Here is an 18982-nt window from a genome sequence, read left to right as displayed (position 1 = left end):
TTTTTGTCCGTAGTCGTTAGCGCCACCTTAATGTCGAAAATTGTTATTATTTTTTTGTAAATGAAACATCGATCACATGTTTTTCCGTTTGCATTACTTAAATGAGAAACAGTACACAAAATTTACTTTGCCGCTTTGCGTGCTGCCAGGATTATTCCCATACTCCAGTTAAGACCTGATGTGAAAGCGCTTTTTATCAGGTTCTTTAAAGTTAACTCAAATTTGAAATGGCCCTAATCGCAATTTAACTCAAATTTGCAATCTAATAATTCAATTAAGGAAATATGTCGCGATTCATTATTCCTTAAGTTTTATGGCCACGTTGATTAATAGCGTTAATCGTTGTGCTCAATAAAAATAACTGGATTTTCGGCCTTAATGAGTTTAGGATTCGTCCTAAATCTTAATCGATGTTATCAATCGTTTTATTGAGAGTGATTATCAGAAACTATGGCTACGAGACTGACTGTACAACCCGACTTCCGGGCAAAAAGCACCAAGGTTGAGCGCTCTGGTAATATCCGTCGCAAAGCCTGGTTAACCGTAATAGCTGCTTCTGCGCTGTTCTGGGTGGTTGTGGCATTGATGATCTGGCGTATATGGGGTTAAACCATGTGGGCGAACACACTCAGCAGTAAACAGTCGTTATCCGCGCCTCAGCTTAAAGCCCCGGCCTGTAAAGGCAAAGAGAGCAGCGTGACGGAACACAAAGTGACTATCCCGGATAGCTGGGAACTGAGTGAAAATCAGCGTCACTTCATCGAGTCTTTCATGGACCCGAAAGCCAAATAAGCTGTCAGCGTTACCTGGCATCGCCAGTGCAATACTTCTTTCCGGTTTTCCGGCGGGCAAATTAAAAGCCCACTCTTTACACTCAGCATATAAAAAGGGTGTCATCACATAAATGATGGCAGCAGGACTTTTTTACGCCCGTTTTCGGGAGGAGTGACGTATGAACATCAATATGATTAAGATGTCCTGGCTGAGCGCTTATGCATTCTCATTTGCATTCTGGGCCGCGGCCGTATGGATTGCTGTATAACCTGAAAGCAGTATTGACCCTCATTCTTTTCGCTTACGCCCCGCATAGCCTGCGGGGCGTTTTCGTTTGCGTGCGCAATAATGTAGCATTTTTTGTTGTAATCAAAACGTTAAGGAAAATGTAGTCTATCTTTAACATAAACCTTGTTCTCTCTGAGGTTAACGCGATCACGATAAGAAAAGGAGGAGCTATGTCGGACACCCTACGCGAGCAGAGTCAGGACACGCTGCAGGTCGACAAGCAGCAGTATCATATTTTCAGTCTACCCCGCGCCGCCCAACATCTTGGTAACATCGACCGCCTTCCCAAATCATTAAAAGTGCTGCTGGAGAATCTCCTGCGCTGGCAGGATGGCGATTCCGTAACGGAAGAAGATATTCGTGCGCTGGTCGGCTGGCAGCAGACCGGGCATGCCGACCGTGAAATTGCTTACCGTCCTGCGCGCGTGCTGATGCAGGATTTTACCGGCGTCCCGGCGGTGGTGGATCTGGCGGCAATGCGCGAGGCGGTGAAATGTTTAGGCGGCGATGTAGCGAAGGTGAATCCGCTGTCGCCGGTCGATCTGGTTATCGACCACTCCGTCACCGTAGACCGCTTCGGCGACGACAGCGCCTTTGAAGAGAACGTGCAGCTGGAGATGGAGCGCAACCATGAACGCTATGTGTTTTTGCGCTGGGGACAGAAAGCGTTCAATAAATTCCGCGTTGTGCCGCCGGGAACCGGTATTTGCCACCAGGTTAACCTGGAATATCTCGGTAAATCTGTCTGGCATGAGCAGATAGACGGCAAGCAGTTCGCCTGGCCAGATACGCTGGTCGGCACCGATTCGCATACCACAATGATTAACGCGCTGGGCGTACTGGGCTGGGGCGTCGGCGGCATTGAAGCCGAGGCGGCGATGCTGGGCCAGCCGGTTTCTATGCTGATCCCAGATGTTGTCGGCTTTAAGCTGACCGGTAAGCTGCGTCCGGGCATTACCGCGACCGATTTAGTGCTGACCGTCACCCAGATGCTGCGTAAGCATGGCGTGGTCGGGAAGTTTGTAGAGTTTTACGGCGACGGTCTGGCCGATTTGCCGCTGGCGGACCGCGCCACCATCGCCAATATGGCACCCGAATATGGCGCCACCTGCGGCTTCTTCCCGATTGACGACGTGACGCTGGGCTACCTGACGCTGACGGGACGCGATGCCGAGCAGGTTGCGCTGGTTGAAGCCTATGCGAAAACGCAGGGGCTGTGGCGTAATCCTGGCGACGAGCCGATCTTCACCAGCTCGCTGGCGCTCGATATGCAGAGCGTAGAATCCAGCATTGCCGGCCCCAAACGTCCGCAGGATCGCGTCTCTCTTGGCGATGTGCCCGCCGCGTTCAACGCCAGCAACGAGCTTGAGGTAAATCATAGCCAGCCGGCGCATAAATCCGTTACCTATACCGACAGCAAAACCGGCCTGAGCCATCAGATCGAAGATGGCGCAGTAGTTATTAGCGCCATTACCTCCTGTACCAACACCTCCAACCCGAGCGTGCTGATGGCGGCGGGGCTGCTGGCGAAAAAAGCGGTAGAGCGCGGCCTGAAGCGTCAGCCCTGGGTGAAAGCCTCACTGGCGCCGGGTTCGAAAGTTGTCTCCGATTATCTGGCGGTAGCGCAGCTGACGCCGTACCTCGATAAGCTGGGTTTCAACCTTGTCGGTTACGGCTGTACTACCTGTATCGGCAACTCTGGGCCGCTGCCCGATGAAATAGAAGCTGCTATTAAAGAGGGCGATATTACCGTCGGTGCCGTACTCTCCGGCAACCGTAACTTTGAAGGTCGTATCCATCCGCTGGTGAAAACCAACTGGCTGGCGTCGCCACCGCTGGTGGTTGCCTATGCGCTGGCGGGCAATATGAAAGTCAATCTGCAGACTGAACCGCTGGGCAAGGATCGTCAGGGCAACGACGTTTTCCTGAAGGATATCTGGCCGTCACCGGAAGAGATCGCCACGGCGGTGCAGCAGGTGACCAGTGATATGTTCCATAAAGAGTATGCCGAGGTGTTCTACGGAACGAAGGACTGGCAGCAGATCAAGGTGAGCGAAGCGGCCACCTATGAATGGGATGAAGGATCGACCTATATTCGTCTGTCGCCGTTCTTTGACGATATGGAGCGTGAACCGAAACCTGTCCAGGATATCAAAGGCGCGCGCGTGCTGGCGATGCTGGGCGATTCGGTGACGACCGACCATATCTCGCCTGCGGGCAGCATTAAAGCGGATAGTCCTGCAGGACGTTATCTTCAGTCGCATGGCGTCGATAAAGCTGACTTTAACTCTTATGGTTCAAGACGCGGCAACCATGAAGTGATGATGCGCGGTACGTTCGCCAATATCCGTATTCGCAATGAGATGGTGCCAGGCGTTGAAGGCGGCTATACCCGTCATATTCCGAGTGGCGAACAGCTGGCGATTTACGATGCGGCGATGAAGTATCAGGAAGAGGGGACGCCGCTGGCGATAATTGCCGGTAAAGAGTATGGCTCTGGCTCAAGCCGCGACTGGGCGGCAAAAGGCCCACGCTTGCAGGGCGTTCGCGTGGTGATAGCGGAATCTTTTGAGCGTATCCACCGTTCCAACCTGATCGGCATGGGCATTCTGCCGCTGGAATTCGCGCCAGGCGTGACGCGTAAAACCCTGCAGCTTACCGGCGAAGAGGTGTTCGACATCGAAAATCTGTCGCAGCTGCAGCCGGGCTGTACGGTGAAAGTGACGATGACGCGCCCGAATGGCACGCAGGAGACGCTGGAGACGCACTGCCGTATCGATACTGGTAATGAGCTGACCTACTACCGCAACGACGGCATTCTGCACTATGTGATTCGCAATATGCTGAACTAACGATAAAGCCGGGGAAACCCGGCTTATAGCAGTAAGGCGCTAACGCGGATGGCAGGGTCCGATCGCAAAGACGCAAAAAACGGCATCCCTGCCAGCTCGGCCCGCGCCATCCCTGGCGCAGGACGCTTTGCTCCTCGTACCCTGCCATCCGCGTCTCTACATTTGAGCCGTTTGCAGGCGATAAATCGTGCGTCTATTCAGATTTAGGCAGCAGGTGGCCCATCTTTTCCGCTTTAGTATCAAGATAGTGCGCGTTCTTCGGGTTACGGCCGACAATCAGCGGCACGCGCTCGACGATATTAATGCCCGCTTCGCTGAGGATCTCCACCTTACGCGGATTATTGGTCAGCAAACGCACTTCATTTACCCCCAGCAGTTTGAACATATCGGCGCACAGCGTGAAATCACGCTCGTCTGCTGCAAAGCCGAGCTGATGGTTGGCTTCAACGGTGTCATAGCCTTTATCCTGCAGCGCGTAGGCGCGGATCTTATTCAGCAGGCCGATATTACGCCCTTCCTGACGGTGATAAAGCAGCACGCCGCGACCCTCTTCGGCAATGGCGTTCAGCGCCGCTTCCAGTTGAAAACCACAATCGCAGCGTAAACTGAACAGCGCATCACCGGTCAAACATTCCGAATGAACGCGCGCCAGTACGGGCGTGTTATCGCTGATGTCGCCGAATACCAGCGCGACGTGATCGTGACCGGTTGCCACTTCTTCAAAACCTACCATGAGGAAATCGCCCCAGGGCGTGGGCAGTTTGGCTTCCGCCACCCGTTTAAGCTGCATGTGACTCTCCAGAACCTTCAGAGGATGCGCTACTCTAAAATAGCGCACAGGCCAGTATGGCCTGAAAAAATTGGCAATATTGTGCCACAACGAGAAGTTGGGCTGGTAATTTGTCAGAGCGATTGTAGCGATAAAGCACAATTATCCAATGCGCAATAAGTTATGTTACTATTTTTTAAGATAAAATTATTCACCAGCGGCGCAAAGGCGCCAAATTGAAGGAGAAGGGATGCTGCAGATTTTGCGTCGCACCACGGCAGGCATGTTGCTGCTGATGATTATTCCGGCAACGGTCTGGCTGACCGGCTGGCATTGGCAACCCGGCCAAAGCGACGCGCTGCTGCGCGTACTCTACTGGATGACAGAAACCGTGACGCGCCCCTGGGGAACCCTGACCAGCCTGGTGCTCAGCCTGTGGGTGCTGTGGTGTTTGCGCTTTCGCCTCAAGCCTGCGCTACTGCTGCTGCTGATCATGAACGCCACCATCCTGACCGGACAATACACCAAATCTTATATCAAAGATCAGGTGCAGGAACCGCGGCCCTATGTGGTCTGGCTTGAGCATAATCATGGGCTGGACGACCGCGAATTTTACAGCATGACGCGCAAAGAGCGCAGCCAGCGCGTCGATGAGCTGCTCGCCAGCGATCAGTTGCTGCCGGGCTGGCTGAAGCGGCACTGGGCCTTTGAAACCGGCTTTGCTTTTCCTTCCGGCCATACGCTGTTTGCTGCCAGCTGGGCGCTGCTGGCGGTAGGGCTGCTCTGGCCTCGCCGCCGCTATATCACCATTGCGGCGATCGGCGTCTGGGCGGGCGCGGTCATGGCCAGCCGACTGCTGTTGGGCATGCACTGGCCGGGCGATCTGGCGATGGCGGTAGCACTCTCCTGGCTGCTGGTCTCCTTTGCCACCTGGCTGGCGCAGCGCTTTTGCGGCCCGCTTACCGTACCGCCGGAAGAGCGAAAGGACGTGGCGCAAAGGGAAAACGGATTGTAATTCCGTACTTTATCCCCATATTATTGATTGCGCTTGCGTAAAAGCCATTCGCCTGGCGCTGCAGGGAGCAGCATTGTTGCCGCTTTTTTGGCATACTTCTACTGGATAACCTCACAACAGGAAGCACTGTGAAATATTTGCTGATTTTTTTAGTGGTATTGGTCATTTTTATTATTTCCGTCACCTTAGGCGCGCATAACGACCAGGTCATCACCTTTAACTATCTGCTGGCGCAGGGCGAATTCCGTATCTCTACGCTGCTGGCCTCGCTGTTCGGCGCGGGGTTTGTGCTGGGCTGGGCCATCTGCGGTCTCTTCTGGCTGCGCGTCCGCGTTTCGCTGGCGCATGCGCAACGCAAAATCAAACGTATGCAGACGCAGCTGGATAAAAGTAATCAGCCTGCGACCTCATCGACCGCCGTCGCGGGTCGGGAATAGCCCTCCATGCACGAATTGCTGTTTCTGTTATTGCCCGTCGCTGCGGCTTACGGCTGGTATATGGGTCGACGCAGCGCGCAGCAGGACAAGCAACAGGAAGCGAGTCGCCTGTCGCGTGATTATGTTGCAGGCGTTAACTTTTTGCTCTCTAACCAGCAGGATAAAGCGGTCGATCTCTTTCTCGATATGCTGAAAGAGGACAGCGGGACGGTAGAGGCGCACCTGACGCTGGGCAATCTGTTCCGCTCGCGGGGCGAGGTGGATCGCGCGATACGTATTCACCAGTCGCTGATGGAGAGCGCCTCGCTTAACTACGACCAGCGCCTGCTGGCGATCCAGCAGCTGGGCCGCGATTACATGGCCGCCGGACTTTACGATCGCGCCGAAGATATGTTCAAGCAGCTGACCGATGAAACCGATTTTCGCATTAGCGCGCTGCAACAGCTGCTGCTTATCCATCAGGCGACCAGCGACTGGCATCAGGCGATAGAGGTGGCCGAAAGGCTGGTCAAGCTCGGCAAGGATAAGCAGAAAGGGGAGATAGCCCACTTCTACTGCGAACTGGCGCTGCAGGCGATGAGCAGCGACGATCTCGATCGCGCCATGGGGCTGCTGAAAAAAGGCGAAGCCGCCGATCGCCAGAGCGCGCGCGTGTCGATCATGATGGGACGCATCCTGATTGAAAAAGGCGAATATGCCAAAGCTATTGAGCATCTGCAGCGCGTGCTGGATCAGGATAAAGAGCTGGTGAGCGAAACTCTGCCGATGCTGGAAACCTGTTATCAGCGGCTTAACCAGCCCGCTGCCTGGGCTGCATTTTTGCAGCGCTGCGTGGACGAGAATACGGGCGCGGCGGCTGAACTCTATATGTCTGATATTCTGGAAAGAGAGGAAGGGCCGGACGCCGCGCAGCTCTATATCAACCGTCAGCTGCAGCGTCATCCCACTATGCGCGTTTTCCATCGCCTGATGGACTTTCACCTGCATGAGGCGGAAGACGGACGCGCTAAAGAGAGCCTGATGGTGCTGCGCGATATGGTCGGCGAGCAGATCCGCACCAAGCCGCGCTACCGCTGCCAGAAGTGCGGTTTTACCGCGCATGCGCTCTACTGGCATTGTCCTTCCTGCCGCACCTGGTCCTCCGTCAAACCTATTCGCGGACTCGACGGCCAGTAACTGGCCGTTGGACGTTCGTTTATCGGTATTTCAATAGTTACAACATACTAAAAGACAACTGAGCAACCAGTCGGCACCGTGCAACTTATCGCCACGCAGGCGGGAAGGTAGCCGCAAACGTTGTCCCTGACATAACGCGCGGGTAGAATGCTTGCCGTTTGTCCTGTACGCCCGCTGCCGTTAACTATGAGGAAATGCCATGCCCTTATCATCAGCCGTGACCGCTTCGCCCATTCTTGTGGCGCTCGATTATCACGATCTCAACAGCGCATTGCGTTTCGTCGACCAGATTGATCCCCAGAGCTGTCGGCTAAAAGTCGGTAAAGAGATGTTTACCCTGTTCGGGCCATCGCTGGTAAAGGAGCTACAGCAGCGCGGGTTCGAGGTCTTTCTCGACCTCAAATTTCACGACATTCCCAATACCACCGCGCATGCGGTCGCGGCGGCGGCGGATCTTGGCGTCTGGATGGTCAACGTGCACGCCAGCGGCGGGGCGCGCATGATGAATGCCGCGCGCGAAGCGCTGGTGCCGTTCGGCAGTGACGCGCCGTTGTTGATCGCAGTAACGGTATTAACCAGCATGGATGCAGAGGATCTGCGCGGCCTCGGTATCACCTTATCGCCTGCCGAACAGGCCGAGCGTCTGGCGAAGCTGACCCGCGAGTGCGGCCTCGACGGCGTAGTCTGTTCAGCGCATGAGGCCGCACGTTTCAAAACGGCAATCGGCGCGGATTTTACGCTGGTGACGCCGGGTATCCGTCCGGCAGGCAGCGACGCTGGCGATCAGCGCCGTATTATGACGCCGCAACAGGCGAAACAGGCAGGGGTAGACTATATGGTGATCGGACGTCCCATTACCCAGTCGGCCGATCCGGCCGCTACGCTGACCGCCATTTTAACCAGCCTTAAGGAGTCTTCATGAGCCGCGATAATCCTCTGGTCTACTCAACCGATGCGGGCCGCATCGAGCAGCCAAAAGAAAAAGTCGAACGTCCAAAAGGTGACGGCATTGTGCGCATTCAGCGTCAGACCAGCGGCCGCAAAGGCAAAGGGGTCTGCCTGATTACCGGACTCGATCTCGACGACGACGCGCTGAACAAGCTGGGCGCGGAACTTAAGAAAAAATGCGGATGCGGCGGCTCAGTGAAAGAGGGCGTAATTGAAATTCAGGGCGATAAACGCGATCTGCTTAAGCAACTGCTGGAAGCGAAGGGCCTGAAGGTAAAACTGGCCGGTGGTTAAAACAAAATCGGGCTACGAAGGTAGCCCGAGAGTTTTGTAGATGCGCTGCGTAGCCTTTATTATTAAAAATGCTTTTTGGTCATTAATGGACCTGATGACCGATGACACCGCCCACTGCTGCGCCGCCGAGAGTGCCGAGCGCGCTGCCGTGTGTTAACACCGAGCCACCAATTGCGCCGGCTCCGGCACCGATGGCGGTGTTACGATCGCGTTTTGACCAGTTGGAGCAGCCGCTCAGCGCGACAACTAAAGTGGTAGCCAAAACAGCTGCGGTAATACGTTTCATGGTTGTTGTCATAAACTTCTCCTTGATTGTGCTCACAGAGGCAACACACTCAGTATAGGTGGTTTTTTCCTCTGTTCTTAAATCCGCCCGTATTACGCCATCGCTTCTTCCCTGAAGATGCCGATATGCCTTTTCACTATGGACAATGTTGTCTCGGACAGATAAATGCAACCGACAAACAGATCCGCCCATTGCATGAGGGAATTCTAAGCCTTATGCAAATTTTCCGAAGATGGAAGATTCCTAATTCGCGCCGCATTTTTGCGTTATCAGCCGTTTTCCGCCGCTTTTCCAGCCGATCGCTCCATAACCTTTTCTGAGCCAGCCCCTGCACAATTCAGTGATAAATCTGAGCAGGAGAAAACAATGCTGGAACAACTTAAACAGCAGGTACTGGAAGCGAACCTGGACTTGCCGCGTTATAACCTCGTCACCTTTACCTGGGGCAACGTCAGCGCGGTCGATCGCGAGCAGGGGCTGCTGGTGATCAAGCCTTCGGGCGTCAGCTACGCAAGCATGAAGCGCGACGATATGGTAGTGGTGGATCTCGCCAGCGGCGAGGTGGTAGAAGGAGACAAGCGGCCTTCCTCTGATACCGCCACTCACCGCGCGCTCTACCAGGCATGGCCGGAAATCGGCGGTATTGTTCATACCCATTCGCGCCACGCCACCATCTGGGCGCAGGCTGGTCGGCCGATACCGGCATGGGGAACGACCCATGCCGATGACTTTTACGGCGAGATCCCCTGTACACGCGCCATGCGTGATGAGGAGATTCAGAACGACTACGAATGGAATACCGGCGGCGTTATCATCGAGACTTTCGCCCAGCGCGATTTGTCGCCGAGCGCGATTCCGGCGGTGCTGGTCAATTCACACGGACCTTTCGCCTGGGGACGCGACGCGCACGCGGCGGTACATAGCGCGGTGGTGCTGGAAGAGGTTGCCTATATGGGGCTGTTCAGCCAGCAGCTGCGCGCCGACCTGCCGCCGATCAATCAGACGCTGCTTGACCTTCACTACCTGCGTAAGCATGGCGAAAACGCCTGGTATGGTCAAAAAGGGTAACCTGCAGCATCCTCTCCTCAATAAAGAGCAAAGCGCCTGATCCGCCGCGCTCTGCTTCTCACAGAGAACTCAGATCTCACCTGAGCAGGTAGTACAAACCGACAACGCAAACAGGCCGGGCGGGCAGGGATGCCGCTTTTGCCTCTGCGCGAGCGGACGTTACTGCCTGCGCTGCTCAAAACACAAAGCCAGTGACATGTGCACTATCTGTGCCTGAAGCGGCTGGTATGGCGACGTCGATCAAATAAATGAAACGTGATATTCACAAAAAATAAAACAGCGTTTCATTTTAAGGATGAGATCACTGTTTTCTCCCGTCGCCCCACGTACTTTGCTGTCACGCCTTCGGGCATAAAAACGCACCTCCCTCTGGACAGCAAAGGTGATCCCTGATGCATATCAAACGTGCTATCGATAAAATCCCTGGCGGCATGATGCTTATCCCGCTCTTTCTCGGCGCGCTTTGTCATACCCTTTCTCCTGGCGCCGGGAAATATCTTGGCTCATTCACCAATGGCCTGATGACCGGTACGGTGCCGATCCTCGCCATCTGGTTCTTCTGTATGGGTGCCTCAATCAGGATTAGCGCCACCGGCACCGTACTGCGCAAATCCGGCACGCTGGTCATTACCAAGATCGCGGTGGCCTGGATCGTGGCGGCTATCGCTTCACGCGTAATGCCGGAAAATGGCGTAGAAGTCGGGATGCTTGCCGGGCTGTCAACGCTGGCGCTGGTCGCGGCGATGGATATGACAAACGGTGGTCTCTATGCCTCGATCATGCAGCAGTACGGCAGCAAGGAAGAAGCGGGCGCCTTTGTGCTGATGTCGCTTGAGTCAGGCCCGCTGATGACAATGGTGATCCTTGGTACCGCAGGCATCGCCTCCTTTGAGCCTCATGTCTTTGTCGGCGCGGTCTTGCCATTCCTGTTCGGTTTCGCGCTGGGCAATCTGGATCCGGAACTGCGGGAATTTTTCGGCAAAGCGGTGCATACGCTTATCCCCTTTTTCGCCTTTGCGCTGGGTAACACCATCGACCTGACGGTTATCGCGCAGACCGGCTTACTGGGTATTTTGCTGGGCGTGGCGGTGATTATCGTAACCGGCATTCCGCTGATTATCGCCGACCGTTTGATTGGCGGCGGCGACGGTACCGCAGGCATCGCCGCCTCCAGTACGGCAGGCGCGGCGGTCGCGACGCCGGTGCTGATAGCAGAAATGCTGCCGCAGTTTAAACCGGTTGCGCCAGCCGCAACTGCGCTGGTAGCAACCTCGGTGATTGTGACCTCAGTGCTGGTGCCAGTCATAACTGCTGTTTATTCAAAACGCGTTAAGCGTTCTCGCGTTGCGGTTGGCCAGCGCGCGGCGATCAAGTAACCCTGCTTAAGCATCCCCGACCTCTAAGTCGGGGATATCTCTGGATTTTACTTTATAAATCAATCTCTCATTTGGTCTGGCCTCTCTCTGCATTACGCTGATGTGGCGTTTAACGCATCAAATAAACAGAGGATGAGACGATGACAGTAATTAACCAACCAACCTGCCGACTGTTCACCGAAGTGGGACAGACCACCCAGCTTGCCGCGTATTACGAAGAGGGCCGCCGTACCATGTGGATGATGCTGCGGGCGCAACCGCGTCCCAGTTTTAACCACGAATTAATCGAGGAGATCATGAACCTGAGCTATGCGGCGCAGCGTTCCGGTCTGCCGATTGATTTCTGGGTCACGGGTTCGCTGGTGCCGCAGATGTTCAATGCGGGCGGCGATCTGCGTTTCTTTGTCGAGTGCATTCGTAACAACCGCCGCGAGGCGCTGCGCGCTTATGCGCGCGCCTGCGTCGACTGCATCCACTCGGCGGCGCGCGGCTTTGACACGGGCGCGGTTACGCTGGCGATGATAGAGGGTAGCGCGCTAGGCGGCGGTTTCGAGGCCGCGCTGGCGCACCACTTTATCCTGGCGCAAAACAACGCGCGGCTCGGCTTTCCGGAAATCGCCTTTAACCTGTTCCCCGGCATGGGCGGCTACTCCTTAGTCGCGCGTCGCGCCGGGATGAAGCTGGCAGAAGAGCTGATTTGCGAAGGGGAGTCGCACAGCGCCGAATGGTATGAAACGCGCGGTCTGGTGGACAAAGTCTTTCAGCCTGGCGAAAGCTATCGCTGCACGCGTACCTTTATCGATACGCTGCGGCCGAAGCTGAACGGCGTGCGTGCCATGCTGAAAGCGCGTCAGCGCGTACTGCAGCTGTCGCGCGCCGAGCTGATGGATATCACTGAAGACTGGGTAGATTATGCCTTTACGCTGGAACCCAAAGACATTGCCTATATGGAACGTCTGGTACAGTTACAGAACCGTCATAGCGCATCCTTGCGTAAAGCCGGCTAGTAACAACACGTTTTAAACGCGGGCAGGATGCTTAGCCAGCCAATGCCCGAACTGTTCTGCGGGCATTGGTTTTGCGTAGAAATATCCCTGACGCCCATCTACGCCGTTAAGGAGGACAAACTCTTCTTCCGCTTTGGTCTCGATGCCTTCGGCAATCACCTGCAACGCCAGCGCCTTGGCGACGGCGACGATAGCGCGCACCAGCGACTGAGAGACCGGCTGCTCATTAATATTGCGAATAAAACTCTGGTCAAGCTTGATGGCGTTGATCGGTACGCGCGCCAGCTGCGACAGCGAAGAGTAGCCCGTACCGAAATCGTCGAGGTGTACCTGCGCGCCCAGCTCCTGAAACTGTTTCATCAGGGTCAGCGCCTGCGCTTCGTTCTCTATCAGGCAGCTTTCGGTCAGCTCAATATCGATCGGGCACTCCGTCAGCCCGCTGTCGATAAGCGCCAGCCTGAGATCGCTGTAGATACTCTGGTCGATGAGCTGCCGCGCGGAGACGTTGACCGCCACGCGCAGATTGATGCCCTGTTCGCGCCAGACCAGTATCTGACGCAGCACCGTCAGCATCACCCAGCGGCCGAGCGGCACAATCAGGCCAGACTCTTCGGCATAGGGGATAAAGTCGGCGGGCGAGACCATGCCGCGCTCCGGCGAATTCCAGCGCACCAGCGCCTCTGCGCTGCGTACTACACCGTCGCTGTCGAGCTTCGGCTGATAGAACACCGTCAGGTGATCCTGCTCCAGCGCCTTGCGCAGGTTGGTGTCGAGCCAGAGATACTCAAACACGCGCTGATTCATTTCGGCGGCGAAAACGCAGAACTTGCCGCGCCCGTTCTCTTTTGCGTGATACATCGCGGTATCGGCGTTGCGGATCAGGCTTTCCCGATCCTCGCCGTGTAGCGGGGCGAGGGCGATGCCGATGGAACAGCCGCTGTAGACCTCAATCAGGCCGATACGGAAGGGCTGGCGCAGGCGCTCCAGAATGCGCGACGCCATCGCCTCCAGAGCTGCCTGGCTGGTATGCTCCGCCAGCACCACGAACTCATCGCCGCCGAGGCGCGCCAGCGTCTGGTCTTTGCCCAGACAGCTGAGGATAGCCAGCGATACCGCCTGCAGCAGCTGATCGCCGAACATATGACCGTAGGCGTCGTTAACTTTTTTAAAATTATCGAGATCGAGGTAGACCACGCCGGTCTCATCGCCTTTCGCCAGCTCCAGCGCCAGGCTAATTTGCTGGTGAATAGCGTTGCGATTAGGCAAACCGGTCACGGTATCGGTGTTTGCCATCACCCGCAGGCGCTCCTGCGCCCGTCGCTCTTCAGTTATGTCCGTTCCTGAACAGATGAGGAAAATTTCATTTTTCCCGCTGCCGCTGTGAACGAACTTATTACGAAACAGAAAGAGTCGCTGGCCCTTACGGGTTTTCACCCAGCGCTCAACCTCATAGGAATTGCCGTCGCGGAAGAAACCGGCGATATTGCGGCGCGAAGCGGCCGCCTCCTGTTTGGTCATAAACAGCTGGAAAACGTTACGGCCAATCACTTCATGTTCATTCAGGCCGGTGTACTCTTCGCTGAGGCGGTTAAAGCGCTGAATATTGCCGCGCTGATCGAGAATAACGATCACCGAGTTGGCTTCAGAAACCACCTGTTCGGCAAAAGAGAGGCCCTGGGTCAGATCGCGCGCGACCGCAGAGGTATCGCCCCAGGCGGAAGCGGTGCCCGCCCAGCTTGACTGATTAACCTTACGGCCGACAAAGTGCATGGGCACCGGCGTGCCGTGCAGCGACAGCGTCAGGTTGACGCTGGAGGTGATCACCGGCATCGCGCGCAACAGGCTGGCCTGCGCGGGGGTCAGCGCAACGGCGATGTTGGTATGCGCGTTTTCATCCTCTGCTAAATGCAAAGCATCGCTGTCGGTGGTCAGGCGCCAATGAGGGCTGGTCGTGCCAAACAAGGTGTATAGCAACGTTTGCCCTTGTTCATCGGTCATGGAAAGGTCCTCCGGGGGAGTGCTCTGCTGGCGTTATCTCATTATTTTATCAACAGTATTCGGCATCTGACTTCAGCACAAGATGCCAGCCAAATATATTTTCCGGTCTGATTAACAATGGCACAAAAAAGCCCCGCACCGCGGGGCCGATTTCCCTGCTTAACAAGGACATTTCCCCAGCTTGCCTGCCTGGCTGGGGAACCGGGCATCAAGACAGTATCGATGGAAATCGCGCTCGCTCATCGGGGGCAGATCCGGATGTTGACGCTGCATATGCTGAAGATAATTTTGATAATCCTGCACGCCGACCATCAGCCGGAAACTTTGCTGCAGCCCACGCCATAACCTGCGCCAGCTAAAACGCGCGGGCGCGGCGATGGGGCGGCAGCAGATAATGCCGCCCAGGCTTGCCGGGCGGACGGCGCGGCGAATCGCATCAGACATGATGAACCTCCTTACGCAGCGACGGCTCCGCTTCGTGCGTGGTCGGCACGTTGCTTTGCAGGGCGCGACGAATAACGAAGAACGCGGCGATAAGCATCGTCACCGCCACCAGCATAAAGAAGCCGCACAGCACAGCGTTGATCTGATTGCTGAACACGATGGTCTGCATATCCGCCACGCTCTTCGCCGGCGCGATAATCACGCCTTCGTCGATGCCTTTACGGAACTTATTCGCCTGCGCCAGAAAGCCGATTGAGGGCTTCTCATGGAAAATTTTCTGCCAGCCCGCCGTCATGGAGGTAATAAACAGCCAGGCGGTCGGCAGAATCGTTACCCAGGCGTAGCGCTGCTTCTTCATCTTAAACAGCACCACGGTGCCGAGGATCAGCGCCATCGAAGCGAGCATCTGGTTGCCGATGCCGAACAGTGGCCATAGCGTATTAATGCCGCCCAGCGGATCGACCACGCCCTGATAGACGAAAAAGCCCCAGCCGGCGACTGACACCGCGGTGCCCGCCATATTGCCCGCCCACGACCGGTTATTCGCCAGCGACGGCACTACGGTGCCGACCAGGTCCTGCACCATAAAGCGACAGGCGCGCGTGCCGGCATCCACGGCGGTAAGTATAAACAGCGCTTCAAACAGAATAGCGAAGTGATACCAGAAGGCCATCATCGCGCGGCTGTTAAAGACGTCGGTGATAATATGCGCCATGCCGACTGCAAAGGTCGGCGCGCCGCCCGCGCGCGACAGCACTGAGGTTTCGCCGACGTCACGCGCGATGCTGGCGAGCGTCTCCGGCGTCACCACAAAGCCCCAGCCGTTAATCACCTGCGAGGCGTTCTCGACCGTTGTGCCGATCAGCGCGGCAGGTGAGTTCATGGCGAAGTAGACGCCAGGATCGATAACCGAGGCGCAGATCAGCGCCATAATGGCGACGAAAGATTCCATCAGCATCGCGCCATAGCCGATAAAGCGGATATGACTCTCGCGCTCCACCAGCTTCGGCGTGGTGCCGCTGGAGACCAGCGCATGAAAGCCGGAAATCGAGCCGCAGGCGATGGTGATAAACAGGAAGGGGAAAAGCTGTCCCGAGAAGACCGGGCCGCTGCCGTCAATAAAACGCGTAACGGCTGGCATTTTCATTTCCGGCATGGCAAACAGGATGCCGATCGCCAGCCCGACAATCACACCGATTTTCAGGAAGGTCGAGAGGTAGTCGCGCGGCGCCAGCAGCAGCCAGACCGGCAGCACCGAGGCAACAAAGCCGTAGATAACCAGCACCCAGGTCAGCGAGGTGCCTTTCAGGGTAAAGAAGGGGCCCCAGAAGGGATCCTGGGCGACGTTTCCGCCGTAGATAATCGCCGCCATCATCAGCACAAAGCCAATCAAGGAGACTTCCGCGATTTTGCCAGGGCGGATAAAGCGCATATAGACGCCCATCAGCAGCGCAATCGGGATCGTCGCGGCGATAGTAAAGAGACCCCACGGCGAGTTAGCCAGCGCTTTCACCACCACCAGCGCCAGCGCGGAGAGAATAATGATCATCACGCCGAGCGCGCCGAGCATGGTGATCACGCCAGCGAAAGCGCCCAGCTCCTGGCGCGCCATTTCGCCCAGCGAGCGACCGTCGCGGCGGGTTGAGATAAACAGCACGAGGAAATCCTGCACCGCGCCCGCTAGCATCACGCCGACGAGGATCCAGATGGTGCCGGGCAAAAAGCCCATCTGCGCCGCCAGTATCGGGCCGACCAGCGGACCCGCGCCTGCAATGGCGGCAAAATGGTGGCCGAACAGCACCCATTTATTGGTCGGCACATAGTCGAGGCCGTCATTGAAGCGTTCGGCTGGCGTACGACGACGGTCGTCCAGTTCAAAAATATTGCGTGCGATAAACAGGCTATAAAAGCGATAGGCGATGCTGTAGCAGGCGACGGCGGCCACCACCAGCCAGACTGCATTAACCTGTTCGCCGCGATTTAACGCCAGCATAGCGAATGCGCCCGCGCCGACTAACGCCACCGCTAACCAGATTGCACCGGTTTTGACGTTCTTCATGACCTCACTCCTTGTATGAACCGAAAGGGACGTTCAAAGACAACGAGTCAAAAGTAATGTAATGGAATGTAAGTGAAAGTTAATGTGTTGAGAAGTGTGAAGCGGGGAACAAATTTAACATTTGTAGCAGCGGTAAAGAAGAAAGGGGAATAACAATCGTTATCCCCCCGTTTTTTTATGCTCAGACTGCGGGGCGGGCAACCACGCTGCGCGTTTCCATACGCACTTCGGCGATGGTGACGTCAATCACGTCAGTGACGCGATAGACAACCTCACCTTTGATCTGTACGGTGCCGTTTTCCTGGCTGCACACCAGCTCGTCGCGCACCGCATGGATAAAGGGCGCCGGGATAAAGGCGACCGCGCCGTTCTCCAGCAGGCGCACGCGCATGCCGCCGCGCGAGACGTCGATAATCTCCGCGCTGAACTTGCGGTCGGTGCCGGCATGGGGTGCCAGCCAGCGCGCGTAGAGCCAGTCGCCGACGTCGCGCTCCGCCATACGGTTAAGGCGACGACGTTCGCTCATGGTCACCGTCAACGCCTCATCAGGGCGCGCGCCTTGCTCGCCGCGAATAATCGCTTTCAGCAGACGATGGTTGATCATGTCGCCCGACTTACGGATCGGCGAGGTCCAGGTGGCGTAAGCCTCCAGACCCAGCCCGAAATGGGGGCCCGGCTCGGTGCTGATCTCAGCAAATGACTGGAAGCGGCGAATACGGCTGTCCAGGTACTGCGTCGGCTGCGCATCCAGCTCGCGGCGCAGCTGGCGGAAGCCTTCCAGCGTTGTGATGGCGGCGGCGTCAACGGTCACGCCATGGCTGGACAGCACAGCAGCAGCCTGCTCGGCGTTCGTCGCGTCAAAGCCGGTGTGCACGTTGTAGACCCCGAAGCCGAGCTTCTCGCGCAGCACCTTACCGGCGCAGACGTTCGCGAGGATCATCGCTTCTTCTACCATACGGTTGGCGATACGGCGCGGTTCGGCGACGATATCCAGCACTTCGCCTTTCTCGCCGAGAACAAAGCGGTAATCGGGACGATCTTTAAACACCAGCGCATGGTTGTGACGCCATTCGCTGCGCGCCAGGCAGATGCGGTGCAGCAGACGGATCTGACGGGCGATCGCCTCGCTCTGCGGCTGCCATTCGCCGCTGTTTTCCAGCCAGTCGGAAACCTCGTCGTAAACCAGTTTGGCTTTAGATTCGATCCACGCGGCAAAAAAGTGTACGTCGTCGCCCAGCGATCCATCCTGCGCGACGGTAACGCGGCAGGCCAGCGCCGGGCGGCGCACGTTCGGACGCAGCGAACAGACGTCGTCGGAGAGTTCGCGTGGCAGCATCGGGATATTAAAGCCCGGCAGATAGTTGGTGAACGCGCGCTGCGCCGCCAGTTTATCCAGCTCGCTGCCTTCCGGCACGTAAGCGGTCGGGTCGGCGATAGCGATAGTGAGGCTCAGCATGCCGTCGGCGTTCTCTTCGACATAGAGCGCGTCATCCATATCTTCGGTGCTGGCGCTGTCGATGGTGACGAAATCGAGCGCGGTCAGATCTTCACGCGTCAGGTTTTCATCCAGCATCTCGCCAAAGCCAACCTGCGGCGCTTCGCGCTCCAGATTATGGCGCGACAGGGTGACCCACCACGGCGCCAGATGATCGTCGGCTTTAACGATAAATTCAGTCAGTTCGGCATAGAAACCGCGGTCGCCTTTCAGCGGGTGACGGCGCATTTCAGCGACGGCCCAGTCGCCTGCCTGGAAATCATGGCTCAGGCCACGCACCGGACGGCAGGGGATAGCGTCTTTTAATAACGGATGGTCCGGGACGATGGAAAGACGGTCATCTTTCTTCTGCACGCGGCCGACAAAGCGGCTGAGAAAAGGTTCGATCAGCGTTTCAGGCTCGGCGCTTTCACGATCCTTGTCGCTGTGGATGATGGCGGAAACACGGTCGCCGTGCATCACCTTCTTCATCTGCGGCGGCGGAATGAAATAGCTTTTCTGCGCGTCGACTTCAAGGAAGCCGAAACCTTTTTCGGTGCCTTTAACAACACCTTCTGCGCGAGGAGTCTGCGCGTGGAGCTTCTCTTTGAGCTGCGCGAGCAGCGGATTATCCTGGAACATAGTCAGTTTAGTTTCGTGGCCTAAGAGCGGCTGCTAGTTTTACGCGAATCAGGGGCGCGCGGCAAGGCAAAAGAG

Annotated in this window: 16 protein-coding genes; 10 read left to right on the top strand and 6 right to left on the bottom strand. The window is 56.5% G+C overall.

The genetic code is table 11. The annotated features are described in order from the left end of the window. Positions 1-450: 450 nt before the first annotated feature. Positions 451-609: a YmiA family putative membrane protein gene (locus tag MHZ89_RS20135; RefSeq protein ID WP_120454073.1), complete on the top strand. Its 159-nt coding sequence runs from the start codon at positions 451-453 to the stop codon at positions 607-609. A gap of 623 nt (positions 610-1232) precedes the next feature. After that, a complete protein-coding gene (acnA, locus tag MHZ89_RS20130; RefSeq protein ID WP_311784442.1) occupies positions 1233-3914 on the top strand; it encodes an aconitate hydratase AcnA in 2682 nt (893 codons plus the stop codon). A 193-nt stretch (positions 3915-4107) separates the two neighbouring features. On the opposite strand, the gene ribA is transcribed toward acnA, so the two are convergent. Continuing rightward, on the bottom strand, positions 4108-4704 hold the full coding sequence (gene ribA / locus MHZ89_RS20125; protein ID WP_311784441.1) for a GTP cyclohydrolase II: 597 nt from the start codon (positions 4702-4704) through the stop codon (positions 4108-4110). A gap of 229 nt (positions 4705-4933) precedes the next feature. Between ribA and pgpB the strand changes: the two genes are divergently transcribed. The 5 genes from pgpB to yciH all read left to right on the top strand — a co-directional run bounded on the left by pgpB (position 4934) and on the right by yciH (position 8553). Beyond that, positions 4934-5698: a phosphatidylglycerophosphatase B gene (gene pgpB / locus MHZ89_RS20120; RefSeq protein ID WP_311784440.1), complete on the top strand. Its 765-nt coding sequence runs from the start codon at positions 4934-4936 to the stop codon at positions 5696-5698. A 128-nt stretch (positions 5699-5826) separates the two neighbouring features. Beyond that, the gene (locus MHZ89_RS20115) at positions 5827-6135 is read left to right on the top strand and encodes a LapA family protein (RefSeq protein WP_311784439.1); all 309 of its coding nucleotides are present in this window, start codon (positions 5827-5829) and stop codon (positions 6133-6135) included. A gap of 6 nt (positions 6136-6141) precedes the next feature. Continuing rightward, a complete protein-coding gene (gene lapB / locus MHZ89_RS20110) occupies positions 6142-7311 on the top strand; it encodes a lipopolysaccharide assembly protein LapB (RefSeq protein ID WP_311784438.1) in 1170 nt (389 codons plus the stop codon). Positions 7312-7510: 199 nt separating this feature from the next. Then, positions 7511-8233: an orotidine-5'-phosphate decarboxylase gene (gene pyrF, locus MHZ89_RS20105; RefSeq protein WP_311784437.1), complete on the top strand. Its 723-nt coding sequence runs from the start codon at positions 7511-7513 to the stop codon at positions 8231-8233. Further along, complete coding sequence (yciH, locus tag MHZ89_RS20100; RefSeq protein ID WP_311784436.1) at positions 8230-8553, top strand: stress response translation initiation inhibitor YciH; 324 nt, start codon at positions 8230-8232, stop codon at positions 8551-8553. The genes pyrF and yciH overlap by 4 nt, the downstream gene beginning before the upstream one ends. 82 nt (positions 8554-8635) lie before the next feature. On the opposite strand, the gene osmB is transcribed toward yciH, so the two are convergent. Beyond that, a complete protein-coding gene (osmB, locus tag MHZ89_RS20095) occupies positions 8636-8851 on the bottom strand; it encodes an osmotically-inducible lipoprotein OsmB (RefSeq protein WP_033746828.1) in 216 nt (71 codons plus the stop codon). Positions 8852-9205: 354 nt separating this feature from the next. Here osmB and araD point away from each other — a divergent pair, with 354 nt between their 5' ends. From araD to MHZ89_RS20080, 3 genes are all read left to right on the top strand, one after another. Beyond that, positions 9206-9907, top strand: coding sequence for an L-ribulose-5-phosphate 4-epimerase (gene araD, locus MHZ89_RS20090; protein WP_120454092.1), 702 nt, complete (start codon positions 9206-9208; stop codon positions 9905-9907). A 392-nt stretch (positions 9908-10299) separates the two neighbouring features. Continuing rightward, complete coding sequence (kdgT, locus tag MHZ89_RS20085) at positions 10300-11283, top strand: 2-keto-3-deoxygluconate transporter (RefSeq protein ID WP_311784435.1); 984 nt, start codon at positions 10300-10302, stop codon at positions 11281-11283. 140 nt (positions 11284-11423) lie between these two features. Then, positions 11424-12290, top strand: coding sequence for a crotonase/enoyl-CoA hydratase family protein (locus tag MHZ89_RS20080; protein ID WP_103795955.1), 867 nt, complete (start codon positions 11424-11426; stop codon positions 12288-12290). A 12-nt stretch (positions 12291-12302) separates the two neighbouring features. Here the strand turns inward: MHZ89_RS20080 and pdeR are convergent, their stop codons facing one another. The 4 genes from pdeR to MHZ89_RS20060 all read right to left on the bottom strand — a co-directional run bounded on the left by pdeR (position 12303) and on the right by MHZ89_RS20060 (position 18907). Further along, on the bottom strand, positions 12303-14288 hold the full coding sequence (gene pdeR / locus MHZ89_RS20075) for a cyclic di-GMP phosphodiesterase (RefSeq protein ID WP_311784434.1): 1986 nt from the start codon (positions 14286-14288) through the stop codon (positions 12303-12305). A gap of 159 nt (positions 14289-14447) precedes the next feature. Continuing rightward, entirely contained in the window at positions 14448-14732 is a 285-nt protein-coding gene (locus MHZ89_RS20070; protein WP_311784433.1) for a CstA-like transporter-associated (seleno)protein, read from the bottom strand. Next, on the bottom strand, positions 14725-16791 hold the full coding sequence (locus MHZ89_RS20065) for a carbon starvation CstA family protein (RefSeq protein ID WP_311784432.1): 2067 nt from the start codon (positions 16789-16791) through the stop codon (positions 14725-14727). The genes MHZ89_RS20070 and MHZ89_RS20065 overlap by 8 nt, the downstream gene beginning before the upstream one ends. A gap of 181 nt (positions 16792-16972) precedes the next feature. Beyond that, positions 16973-18907: an exoribonuclease II gene (locus MHZ89_RS20060; protein ID WP_311784431.1), complete on the bottom strand. Its 1935-nt coding sequence runs from the start codon at positions 18905-18907 to the stop codon at positions 16973-16975. Positions 18908-18982 lie beyond the last annotated feature (75 nt).

The organism is Pantoea sp. ACRSB, from assembly GCF_022346905.1.
Lineage (GTDB): Bacteria > Pseudomonadota > Gammaproteobacteria > Enterobacterales > Enterobacteriaceae > Pantoea > Pantoea piersonii.
The sequence above is the reverse complement of the archived record's forward strand: the minus strand, read 5'-3'. Positions and strand labels throughout refer to the sequence as shown.

Bases quoted from the DNA above. Each gene is read 5' to 3' on its own strand.
- ribA (WP_311784441.1), bottom strand. From the start codon at position 4,704: ATGCAGCTTAAACGGGTGGCGGAAGCCAAACTGCCCACGCCCTGGGGC.
- osmB (WP_033746828.1), bottom strand. From the start codon at position 8,851: ATGACAACAACCATGAAACGTATTACCGCAGCTGTTTTGGCTACCACT.
- MHZ89_RS20070 (WP_311784433.1), bottom strand. From the start codon at position 14,732: ATGTCTGATGCGATTCGCCGCGCCGTCCGCCCGGCAAGCCTGGGCGGC.
- lapB (WP_311784438.1), top strand. From the start codon at position 6,142: ATGCACGAATTGCTGTTTCTGTTATTGCCCGTCGCTGCGGCTTACGGC.
- MHZ89_RS20080 (WP_103795955.1), top strand. From the start codon at position 11,424: ATGACAGTAATTAACCAACCAACCTGCCGACTGTTCACCGAAGTGGGA.
- pdeR (WP_311784434.1), bottom strand. From the start codon at position 14,288: ATGACCGATGAACAAGGGCAAACGTTGCTATACACCTTGTTTGGCACG.
- MHZ89_RS20060 (WP_311784431.1), bottom strand. From the start codon at position 18,907: ATGTTCCAGGATAATCCGCTGCTCGCGCAGCTCAAAGAGAAGCTCCAC.
- MHZ89_RS20065 (WP_311784432.1), bottom strand. From the start codon at position 16,791: ATGAAGAACGTCAAAACCGGTGCAATCTGGTTAGCGGTGGCGTTAGTC.
- kdgT (WP_311784435.1), top strand. From the start codon at position 10,300: ATGCATATCAAACGTGCTATCGATAAAATCCCTGGCGGCATGATGCTT.
- acnA (WP_311784442.1), top strand. From the start codon at position 1,233: ATGTCGGACACCCTACGCGAGCAGAGTCAGGACACGCTGCAGGTCGAC.
- pgpB (WP_311784440.1), top strand. From the start codon at position 4,934: ATGCTGCAGATTTTGCGTCGCACCACGGCAGGCATGTTGCTGCTGATG.
- araD (WP_120454092.1), top strand. From the start codon at position 9,206: ATGCTGGAACAACTTAAACAGCAGGTACTGGAAGCGAACCTGGACTTG.
- MHZ89_RS20135 (WP_120454073.1), top strand. From the start codon at position 451: ATGGCTACGAGACTGACTGTACAACCCGACTTCCGGGCAAAAAGCACC.
- pyrF (WP_311784437.1), top strand. From the start codon at position 7,511: ATGCCCTTATCATCAGCCGTGACCGCTTCGCCCATTCTTGTGGCGCTC.
- yciH (WP_311784436.1), top strand. From the start codon at position 8,230: ATGAGCCGCGATAATCCTCTGGTCTACTCAACCGATGCGGGCCGCATC.